The following is a 10,775-nucleotide window of genomic DNA, read 5'->3' as shown; positions in this document are numbered from 1 at the left end:
GCTGACGACAAAGCCGCCGCCCACCGAGTAATAGGTGCGCGCCGCGATTTCGGTGCCGTCGGCGTCGTACGCGACGAAGCGCATGCCGTTCGCATGGAACGGCAGCGTCTGCCGGCGGAAGAAGACCAGGTCGGTCTTCTCGTTGAACGCGATCGCGTGCTCGCCCAGCAGCTTCAGCTGCTTGCCGGTGCGGATGACCTCGAGGTGCGCCGGAATCGCATCCGGATCGACACGGTCCGGCTCATGCCCCGCGAGCCCGAGCAGCACCGCCTTGTCGCTGCCGTGCCCCTTGCCGGTCGCGCCGAGCGAGCCGTACAGCTCGGCCAGCACGCGTGCCACGCGCGGCAGCAGGCCGTCGTGCTGCAGGCGCAGCGCGAACAGCCGCGCCGCGCGCATCGGCCCCACCGTGTRCGAACTCGACGGGCCGATGCCGATCTTGAACAGGTCGAAGACCGATACGGCCATGGGGCGTCCTTCAGGTGGAGATCAGCTGTAGTCGGACAGCGGGGGGCAGCTGCAGAAGAGGTTCCGGTCGCCGTAGACGTTGTCGACGCGCCCGACCGGCGACCAGTACTTCTGCTTCTTCAGGCTCTTGACCGGGAAGGCCGCTTCCTCGCGCGAATACGCGTGCGGCCACTCCGTCTTCATCAGCGCGCCGGTGGTGTGCGGCGCGGCCTTCAGCGGGTTGTCGTCCTGCGGCCACTGCCCCTGCTCGACCTTGCGGATCTCCGCGCGGATCGCGATCATCGCGTCGCAGAAGCGGTCCAGCTCGACCAGCGGTTCGCTCTCGGTCGGCTCCACCATCAGCGTGCCGGCCACCGGGAAACTCAGCGTCGGCGCATGGAAGCCGTAGTCGATCAGGCGTTTCGCGACATCCTCCGCACTCACGCCCGAGGTCTCCTTCAGCGGGCGCAGGTCGAGGATGCACTCGTGCGCCACGCCACCCCCCTTCACGCCGGCGATGTTGCCGCTGTAGTGGATGTCGTAGTGGTCGGCCAGGCGCGCGGCCACGTAGTTCGCGCTGAGGATCGCCGTCTCGGTCGCGGCCTGCAGGCCTTCCGAACCCATCATGCGCACGTACATCCAGCTGATCGGCAGCACCGCCGCGTTGCCGAGCGGCGCCGCCGAGACGGCGCCCACTTGAGAGTCGGTGCCGATGCCGGCCGCGCGGTGCGCCGGCAGGAACGGCACCAGGTCGGCCGCGACGCACACCGGGCCGACGCCCGGCCCGCCGCCGCCGTGCGGGATGCAGAAGGTCTTGTGCAGGTTCAGGTGGCTCACGTCGCCACCGAACTCGCCCGGTGCGGCGATGCCGACCAGCGCGTTCATGTTGGCGCCGTCCACGTAGACGCGGCCGCCGTGCTGGTGCACCAGCGCGCACAGCTCCTTCACGCGGGTCTCGAACACGCCGTAGGTCGACGGGTAGGTGATCATCACGCAGGCGAGGTTCGCGCTGTGCTGCTCGCACTTGGCCTTCAGGTCGGCCAGGTCGACGTTGCCGTCGGCATCGCACTTCGTGACCACCACCTGCAGCCCCACCATCTGCGCGCTGGCCGGGTTGGTGCCGTGCGCCGATTCGGGGATCAGGCAGATGTTGCGGTGGCCCTCGCCGCGCGACTTGTGGAAGGCCTTGATCACCAGCAGCCCGGCGTACTCGCCCTGCGAGCCGGCATTGGGCTGCAGGCTGATGCCGGCATAGCCGGTGGCCTGGCACAGCCAGTCGCGCAGCTGCTGGTCGAGCAGCGCATAGCCGGCCAGCTGGTCGCGCGGTGCGAACGGGTGCACGTTCGCGAATTCCGGCCAGGTGATCGGGATCATCTCGCTGGTCGCGTTCAGCTTCATCGTGCACGAGCCGAGCGGGATCATGCTGCGGTCGAGCGCCAGATCCTTGTCGGACAGGCTGCGGATGTAGCGCAGCATCTCGGTCTCGCTGTGGTGCGTGTTGAACACCGGGTGCGACAGGAAGGCGCTGCGGCGCGCCAGCTCGGCCGGCACCAGCGCGGCCACGCCCTTCTCGCTGCGCGACCACAGCGCGGCGCCGTCGATCGGGCGGGACGGCACGATGCGCAGCAGCGCGTCGATGTCGCCACGGGTGGTGGTCTCGTCGAGCGAGATACCGACGCTCGCGGCCGACGCGCGGCGCAGGTTGAAGCCCGCTTCGCGCGCGGCCTGCAGCACGGCCTCGGTGCGGCCGCCGGTCTGCACCTCGAGCGTGTCGAAGGCGCTCTCGTGCGCCAGCGTGCAGCCGGCTTCCTTCAGGCCGGCCGCCAGCACCGCGGTGTAGCTCGCGACGCGGCCCGCGATGCGCTTCAGCCCCTGYGGGCCGTGGTAGACCGCATACATGCTGGCGATCACCGCCGGCAGCACCTGGGCGGTGCAGATGTTCGACGTGGCCTTCTCGCGGCGGATGTGCTGCTCGCGCGTCTKCAGCGCGAGGCGGTAGGCCGGGTTGCCATGCACGTCGACGCTGACGCCGACCAGCCGGCCGGGCATCGAGCGCTTGAACTCGTCCTTGGTTGCCATGTAGGCGGCGTGCGGGCCGCCGTTGCCCATCGGCATGCCGAAGCGCTGCGTGTTGCCGACCGCGATGTCGGCGCCCATCTCGCCGGGCGGCGTGATCAGCGTCAGCGCCAGCAGGTCGGCGGCGACGATCGCCAGGCCGCCGGCCGCATGCACCGCGGCGATCACCGGTGCCAGGTCCTGCACGACGCCGTTGACGCCGGGGTACTGGAACAGCGCGCCGAAGGGCTTGTCCTTCGCCGCATCGGCGGCCGGGCCGGTGACGACCGTGAGGCCGAGCGGCTCGGCGCGCGTGCGCACCACCTCGAGTGTCTGCGGCAGCACGTCGTCGGCGACGAAGAAGGTCGTGCTCTTGCTCTTGCCGACGCGCAGCGCGAGCGTCATCGCCTCGGCGGCGGCGGTGGCTTCATCGAGCATCGACGAGCCGGCGATCGCCAGGCCCGTCAGSTCGCAGACCATGGTCTGGAAATTGACGAGCGCCTCCATGCGGCCCTGCGAGATCTCGGCCTGGTAGGGCGTGTAGGCSGTGTACCAGGCCGGGTTCTCGAGGATGTTGCGCAGGATGACGCCGGGCGTCAGGGTGCCGTGGTAGCCCTGGCCGATGAAGCTCTTCAGCACCTGGTTGCGTGCGGCGATGCCCTTCAGCTCGGCGAGCGCCTGCGCTTCGGTCAGCGCGGCGGGCAGCTGCATCGGCACCGGGCGGGCGATGGCACGCGGCACGATGGCGTCGATCAGTGCGCGGCGCGAGGCGGCACCGATGGCCGACAGCATGTGCCGTTCGTCCGCCTCCTCGATCCCGATGTGGCGGGCGACGAATTCGGTGGCGTTCTCGAGGGCGCCCAGGGGCGTGGCGGCGGACATCAACATGGTCATTCCAGTGAAACTTGATGGCAGGACACCGTCCGTTCGGGCTGAGGTATCGAAGCCTTTGCGGAAGGTGCCGGTACCGAGGCATGCGCTGCCCTTCGATACCTCAGGGCGAACGGATTCAGGCGTTCTTGACGAGCTCGTCGTACGCCGGCTGGTCCATCAACTGGTCGAACTCGCCCATGTCGGTGACGTGCACCTTGAAGAACCAGCCGTTGCCGAGCGGGTCGCTGTTGGCGAGCGACGGGTCGGCGCGCAGCGCCTCGTTGACCTCGACGATCTCGCCGGCCACCGGCATGTACAGGTCGGCGGCGGCCTTCACCGATTCGACGACGCCGGCGACCTCGCCCTTCTTGAAGCTGCGGCCGACTTCCGGCAGGTCGACGAAGACCACGTCGCCCAGCGCGTCCTGCGCGTGGAGCGTGATGCCGACGGTGGCGGCCTCGTGGTCTTCGATGTTGATCCACTCGTGGTCGGGGGTGTACATGGTGGTCATCAGGGGCTCCTTGGGGGCGATGTGAAGAAGGGGAAGGGGAGGCAGATCAGCCACGGAAATAGCGGTGCGGCGAGAACGGCATCGGCGCGACGCGCATCGGCTGCCGCTTGYCGCGCACCTCGGCGAACACCTCGTGGTGCGGCAGCGCGTGGTTGCCGGCGAGGTAGGCCATCGCGATCGGCTGGTTGACGCTGGGCGACAGCGTGCCGCTGGTCACGTGGCCGAGCCTGTGGCCCTGGCCGTCGACGATGGTGGCGCCTTCGCGTACCGGCACGCGCTCGAGGCCGAGCAGGCCGACGCGCTTGTTCGTGGTGCCGTGGGCGAGCTGACCGTCGATCACGCTGGCACCGGGGTAGCCGCCGGCGCGTGCGCCACCGGCGCGGCGCACCTTCTGGATCGCCCAGGTGAGGCCGGCCTCGACCGGCGTGGTCTTCTCGTCGATGTCGTGGCCGTACAGGCACAGGCCGGCTTCCAGGCGCAGCGTGTCGCGCGCGCCGAGGCCGCAGGGCTTGACCTCGGGCTGGGCGAGCAGCGCGYGAGCCAGCGATTCGGCCTGGTCGGCGGCGACCGAGATCTCGAAGCCGTCTTCACCGGTGTAGCCGGAGCGGGTCACGAAGCAGTCGGCGCCGGCCAGCGTCAGCGCGCGGCCGGTCATGAAGGTGAGGGTGGCGGCATCGGCATTCAGGCGGGCCAGCGCCTTCACGGCCTGCGGGCCCTGCAGCGCGAGCAGCGCGCGCTCGGGCAGCGGCTGCACGGTGCACTTGTGGGCGATGTGGGTCACCAGGTGCTTGATGTCGGCGTCCTTGCAGGCGGCGTTGACGATGACGAGCACGTCGTTCTCGCGGCGCGTGATCATCAGGTCGTCGAGGATGCCGCCGCTGGCATTGGTGAAGAAGCCGTAGCGCTGCTTGCCGACGGCGAGGTCGACGATGTCGACGGGCACCAGCGATTCGAGGGCTTTCGCGGCGTCGGGGCCGACCAGGCGGACCTGGCCCATGTGGGAGACGTCGAACAGCGAGGCGGCGCTGCGGCAGTGCTTGTGCTCGGCGATGATGCCGCCGGGGTAGTTCACCGGCATCTCGTAGCCGGCGAAGGGCACCATCTTGGCGCCCAGTTCGAGGTGCAATGCGTGGAGGGGGGTCTTCAGCAGCGGGGTGTTCGGCAGGTCGATGGCGGACATGGTCTTCTCCGAGGGCATTCACCGGACCAACGAGTCGCCATGCCGGCCGACGCGTTGGGGATGCCCTCTCTGTCCGMTTTACCTGAGAGATTGGCGGCCCCCGGATCCCGGTCAACCGCTTGCCCCTTCGGTGGACTCACTCGGGGTGAGCCTCTCTCCAGCGAGGAACGCCCCTCGCGGGGCGCTTGCCAGTCCTTTTGCCTGAGCGTTCGAGCCGGCATCTCTGCCGGACCTGCGCCTTCGGCGGCTTCGCTTGGAAGCTCTCTCCTGGCGGCGCGAGTTTAGCTCGGAACTGGGGCGTGTCGAACTGGTTTGGGCATTGGCGCGGCAAAGACGCGTGCGGCGAGCCACAGCCTCCCCGCACGCGCCTTTGAGCGCCGCCCTGGTCCTTCGACTTTGACGAGCGAACAAGTGGGGGTTGATCAGGGTATCTCGTCATCGACGCCAAGCCTTCATGTCGTCGATGCTGACTCTCGTGCTGTTGTGCGTTTTCGACTTCAGCATGCCCGCCATGTCTCGCAGCGAACCCGTCTTCGCTCGGACGATCAAGCTGCCATCGGGCATCACATGCCAGACGAGACGCGTGCCTTCGCGAATGCCGAGCTGTTCGCGGACTTGTGCCGGGACCGTGGTGCGGCCTTTGGTGGTGATGATGGAGTCGGGCATGAAGGTCTCCTTGCGTCAACCCGGATTGTCATCCGGGCTTGGCTGCCCAGCTCGCGTGCCACCCACCGCCCATCGCCTGGATCAACCCGATCGCCGCCAGCTGCTGATCGACTTGCAGTTGTACCAGCGCCCGCCGCGCGCTCAGCGCCGATGACTGGGCCGTCGCCACCTCCAGGTAGCTGACCTGCCCGGCGCGGTACCGGTTCAGCGTCTGCACCTCGGTATCGTCCGCCGCCTTCGAGGCCTGCTGGCGCAGCGGCGACTGCTCGGCCAGCATCCGCACCAGCGACAGCTGGTCTTCCACCGCACCCAGCGCCGCGAGCGTCGTCTGCCGGTAGCGGGCGACAGCAGCATCTCGGCTCGCCTCGGCACCTTCCACGCGGGCCCGCGTCGCCCCCGCATCGAAGATCGTCTGCGCCACCGACACGCCCAGCGACCACAGGTTCTGGCTCGCATTGAAGAGCTGGCTCGCCGCGCTGCTCTGCTGCCCATACGAGCCGCTCAGCGACAAGCTCGGGAAGTACGCGCTGCGCGCAATGCCGATCTGCGCATTCGCCGACGCCACGCTGCGCTCGGCACCGGCGATGTCGGGCCGGCGCTGCAGCAGCTCCGACGGCACCACCAGCGGCACCGCCGGCACCGTCATCTGCCAGGCCGCCGGCGGCAACGAGAACTGCGACGGCGCCTTGCCCACCAGCACCGCGATCGCATGCTCCAGCACCGCGCGCTGGCGCTTCAAGGTCGCGAGATCCGCCTGCGCATTCGCGAGCTGCGTCTGCGCCTGCAGCAGGTCGCTCTTCGGCGCGATGCCGGCGTCGTAGCGGTTCTGCGTGATCGTCTGCGAGCGCGTGAAACCCTCGACCGTGCGCGTCACCACGTCGATCTCGGCGTCGGCCTCGCGCAGCGAGAAGTAGTTGGTCGCGAGCGCCGCCTGCGCCGACAGCCGTGCCGACGCCAGGTCGGCCTCGCTCGCCTGCGCCGTCGCCGTCGCGGTGTCGACGCCCGCCTCCAGCTTGCCCCACAGCGGCGCCTCCCAGCTTGCGCCCAGGCCCACCTGGTAGGTGTTGCCGGTCGACGTGCGCGCGCCACCGCCGGAGCGCGTTGCGCCGCCGCTCAGGCTCACGCTCGGGAAGAACGAGGCCCGCGCCTCCTTCACCAGCGATTGCGATTGCGCATACGCGGCCACCGCGGCCGCGACGTTCTGGTTCGACACCTCGACCTGCGCGGCGAGCGTGTTCAGCGTCTCGTCACCGAACAGCGTCCACCAGGGGCCGCGGTCCAACGCGTCGGCGGGCGCCGCCGGCAGCCAGCCCTCGGCCGCGGCCGGCACTTCCTTGTAGCCCGCCGGCAGCGCGGTGTCGGGCACCTGGTAGCGCGGGGTCACCGCGCAGCCGGCCAGCAGCAGCAACGCGGCCGCGAGGGGAGTGAGTCGCGAAGTCATGCGTGGAGTCATGCGTGGAGTCATGCGTGCGCAGCGGCGGCATCAGTGCCGCGGCTCAGGTGGCGCTCGTCGGCGCTGCGGCGGCGCAGCTTGTCGAGCAGGAGGTAGACGACCGGCGTCGTAAGCAGGGTCAGCAGCTGGCTCGCGATCAGCCCGCCGATGATGGCCACGCCGAGCGGCTGGCGCAGCTCGGAGCCCTCGCCGAAGCCGATCGCCAGCGGCAGTGCGCCGAGGCCTGCGGCCAGCGTCGTCATCAGGATCGGGCGGAAGCGCAGCAGGCAGGCCTCGCGCACCGCCTCGAGCGGCGACAGCCCGCGCGAGCGCTCGGCCTCGAGCGCGAAGTCGATGATCAGGATCGCGTTCTTCTTGACGATGCCGATCAGCAGGAACACGCCGATCAGCGCGATGATCGAGAACTCCATGCGGAACATCAGCAGCGCGAGCACCGCGCCGACGCCCGCTGACGGCAGCGTCGACAGCACCGTCACCGGGTGCACCAGGCTCTCGTACAGCACGCCCAGCACGATGTAGATCACGACGATCGCCGCCAGGATCAGCAGCGGCTGCTGCGCCTGCGAATCCTGGAAGCCGCGCGCCGTGCCCGCGAAGCTGCCGCGCACATTGGCCGGCATCGCGATGTCGGCTTCGGCCTGCTTCACCGCCGCCTGCGCGTCCGACAGGCTCACGCCCTCGGGCAGGTTGAACGACACCGTCGTCGCGAGCTCGCCGTCCTGGTGGTTGATCGAGGTCGGGGTCGCGCTCTCGCTGAAGCGCGCGAGCGTCTGCAGCGGCACCATCGTGTTCGCGGTGTTGGAGAGCGCCGAGCCGCTGGAGGCATCGCGCAGCGCCGGGTTCACCGACAGCGTCGCGGTGGTCGCCGCGCCGGTGCCGGCCTTGCGCGGGATGTACACGTCGTTCAGCGAGGTCGGGCTGCGCGTCAGGCTGCGCGCCGCCTCCATCACGACGTGGTACTGGTTCAGCTCGTCGTAGATGGTGGCCACCTGGCGCTGGCCGAAGCYGTCRTASAGYGCGTTGTCGACATCGCGCGTCGTGATGCCCAGCCGCGCCGCGGTCGCCTTGTCGATGTCGACGAAGCTCTGCACGCCGTTGTCCTGCTGGTTGGTGTCGACGTCGGCCAGCTCTTCCTTCGTGCGCATCTGGTCGGCCAGCTTCAGCGCCCAGCTGCGCAGGTCGGCGATGTTGTCGCTCTTCAGCGTGTACTGGTAGGTCGAGTTGCTCGATCGGCCACCGGCCCGCAGGTCCTGCACCGGGTTCAGGAACAGCTGCACGCCGGTCACGGTGGCCAGCTGCGGGCGCAGCCTCGCGATCACCGCCTGGCCGCCGTCCTTGCGCTGGCCGACCGGCTTCAGGTTGATGAACATGAAGCCGCCGCCGGCGCGCCCGCCGCCGGTGAAGCCGACCACCGTGTCGACCGCCGGATCGGCATGGATGATGTCGACCAGCTGCTTCAGCTTGCCCTGCAGCGCCTCGAACGAGATGCTCTGGTCGGCCGCGAGGCCGCCGTTCAGCTGTCCGTTGTCCTGCTGCGGGAAGAAGCCCTTCGGCGTCGCCTTGAAGAGGTAGACGTTGAGGCCGATCACCGCCAGCAGGATCAGCATCACCAGCGCCTTGCTGTGCAGCGCCCAGTCGAGGCTGTGCTCGTAGCCGCGCAAGACGCCGGCGAACACGCGCTCCGAGAAGCGGGCGAGCCGGCCCGGCGGCTTGCGCACGTGGCCGCCCGGCTTCAGCAGCCAGGCGCACATCATCGGCGTGGTGGTCAGCGAGATCGCCAGCGAGATCAGCACCGCCACCGACAGCGTCACCGCGAACTCGCGGAACAGCCGGCCGATCTGCCCGCTCATGAACAGCAGCGGGATGAACACCGCCACCAGCGACAGGCTGATCGACAGCACCGTGAAGCCGACTTCGCGCGCGCCGACCAGTGCCGCCTCGAAGCGGTCCATGCCGGACTCGATGTGGCGGCTGGTGTTCTCCAGCACGACGATCGCATCGTCGACGACGAAGCCGGTGGCCACCGTCAGCGCCATCAGGCTCAGGTTGTTCAGGCTGTAGCCCAGCAGGYACATCACGCCGAAGGTGCCGAGCAGCGACACCACGGTGGCGACCGCCGGCACGATGGTCGCGCGCAGGCTGCGCAGGAACACGCTGACGACGACCACCACCAGCAGCACCGAGATCACCAGCGTGCCCTCGATCTCGCGCAGCGAGGCGCGGATCGAGTTGGTGCTGTCGGAGGCCACCTGCAGATCGATGTCGCTCGGCAGCTGCGCGCGCAGCTCGGGCAGCAGCGCGCGCACGCCGTCGACCGTCTCGATCACGTTGGCGCCGGGCTGGCGCGTCAGCAGCACGATCACCGCCGGCTGGCCGTTGAAGAGACCCAGCGTGCGCACGTTCTCGACGCCGTCGCTCACCTTGGCCACGTCCGAGAGCCGCACCGCCGAGTTGTTGCGCCAGGCCACCACCAGCCCGCGGTAGTCGGCGGCGGTGCGCCCGGGCGGCGGCGTGTAGATCTGCATGCGGCGCTCGCCGTCCTCGATCGCGCCCTTGGGCCGGTTCGCGTTCGAGGCCTGGATCGCGGCGCGCACGTCCTCGGAGCTGACGCCGAAGCGGTTCAGCGCGAACGGCAGCAGCTCCACGCGCACGGCCGGCAGCGAGCCGCCGCCGAGCTCGACGTCGCCGACGCCGTCGACCTGCGCGAGCTTCTGCTGCACGATGTTCGACACCGCGTCGTAGATCTGTCCCGGCGTGCGGGTCTTCGAGGTCAGCGCGAGGATGATGATCGGCGCGTCCGACGGGTTCGCCTTGCGATAGGTCGGGTTGCTGCGCAGCGTGGACGGCAGGTCGGCGCGCGACGCATTGATGGCCGCCTGCACCTCGCGCGCCGCGCCATCGATGTTGCGGCTCAGGTCGAACTGCAGCGTCACGCGGGCCGAGCCGCTCGAGCTCGACGAGGTCATCTCGTTGACGCCGGCGATGGTGCCGAGGTGGCGCTCCAGCGGCGTGGCGACGCTGCTGGCCATCGTGTCGGGGCTCGCGCCGGGCAGCGAGGCACTGACCGAGATGGTCGGGAAATCCACCTGCGGCAGCGGCGCCACCGGCAGCACGAAGAATGCGCCGATGCCGGCCAGCGCCATGCCGATGGTCAGCAGCACGGTCGCGATCGGCCGCGTGACGAAGGGCCTGGACAGGTTCATCCCGCCGCTCCGTCCGTGGAAGAACGCTCGGGCAGGGCGCCGGCGCGGCGCACGCGCCGGCCCAGCCGGTCGAAGCCGAGGTAGATCACCGGCGTCGTGAAGAGCGTCAGCACCTGGCTGACGATCAGCCCGCCGAAGATCGACAGCCCGAGCGGCATGCGCAGCTCGGAGCCTTCGCCGCCGCCGAACATCAGCGGCAGCGCGGCGAACAGCGCCGCCAGCGTCGTCATCAKGATCGGCCGGAAGCGCAGCAGCGCCRCCTGGTGGATGGCCTCGCGCGGCGATTTGCCCTGGCTGCGTTCGGCGTCGATCGCGAAGTCGATCATCATGATCGCGTTCTTCTTGACGATGCCGATCAGCAGGATGATGCCGATGATGCCGATCACGCCC

The 10,775-nt window shown here is 69.5% G+C and carries 8 protein-coding genes and 2 riboswitches; all 8 genes read right to left on the bottom strand.

Translation table 11 applies throughout. The annotated features are described in order from the left end of the window. Positions 1–465, bottom strand: a 465-nt coding sequence (locus AC1D12_RS13270) for a serine dehydratase beta chain (protein WP_477840875.1), incomplete at its 3' end; no start/stop codon positions are given. Positions 466–486: 21 nt separating this feature from the next. Next, the gene (gcvP, locus tag AC1D12_RS13265) at positions 487–3,387 is read right to left on the bottom strand and encodes an aminomethyl-transferring glycine dehydrogenase (protein WP_477840872.1); all 2,901 of its coding nucleotides are present in this window, start codon (positions 3,385–3,387) and stop codon (positions 487–489) included. A 121-nt stretch (positions 3,388–3,508) separates the two neighbouring features. Beyond that, on the bottom strand, positions 3,509–3,883 hold the full coding sequence (gene gcvH, locus AC1D12_RS13260) for a glycine cleavage system protein GcvH (RefSeq protein WP_047511714.1): 375 nt from the start codon (positions 3,881–3,883) through the stop codon (positions 3,509–3,511). A gap of 46 nt (positions 3,884–3,929) precedes the next feature. Further along, positions 3,930–5,063 carry a glycine cleavage system aminomethyltransferase GcvT gene (gene gcvT / locus AC1D12_RS13255; RefSeq protein ID WP_477840870.1) on the bottom strand — a complete coding sequence of 378 codons (1,134 nt, stop codon included), beginning with the start codon at positions 5,061–5,063 and terminating at the stop codon, positions 3,930–3,932. Positions 5,064–5,122: 59 nt separating this feature from the next. Further along, positions 5,123–5,234: riboswitch (glycine riboswitch) on the bottom strand. A gap of 8 nt (positions 5,235–5,242) precedes the next feature. After that, positions 5,243–5,343, bottom strand: a riboswitch (glycine riboswitch). A gap of 155 nt (positions 5,344–5,498) precedes the next feature. Continuing rightward, positions 5,499–5,729 carry an AbrB/MazE/SpoVT family DNA-binding domain-containing protein gene (locus AC1D12_RS13250; protein ID WP_477840868.1) on the bottom strand — a complete coding sequence of 77 codons (231 nt, stop codon included), beginning with the start codon at positions 5,727–5,729 and terminating at the stop codon, positions 5,499–5,501. Positions 5,730–5,757: 28 nt separating this feature from the next. Beyond that, entirely contained in the window at positions 5,758–7,170 is a 1,413-nt protein-coding gene (locus AC1D12_RS13245) for an efflux transporter outer membrane subunit (RefSeq protein WP_477827445.1), read from the bottom strand. Positions 7,171–7,190: 20 nt separating this feature from the next. Continuing rightward, a complete protein-coding gene (locus AC1D12_RS13240; protein ID WP_477840866.1) occupies positions 7,191–10,385 on the bottom strand; it encodes an efflux RND transporter permease subunit in 3,195 nt (1,064 codons plus the stop codon). After that, a partial coding sequence (locus AC1D12_RS13235) for an efflux RND transporter permease subunit (protein WP_477840864.1) occupies positions 10,382–10,775 on the bottom strand: 394 nt, incomplete at its 5' end. The genes AC1D12_RS13235 and AC1D12_RS13240, both read right to left, overlap by 4 nt.

Source organism: Rhizobacter sp. P1_G5 (assembly GCF_056405435.1).
The sequence above is the reverse complement of the archived record's forward strand: the minus strand, read 5'-3'. Positions and strand labels throughout refer to the sequence as shown.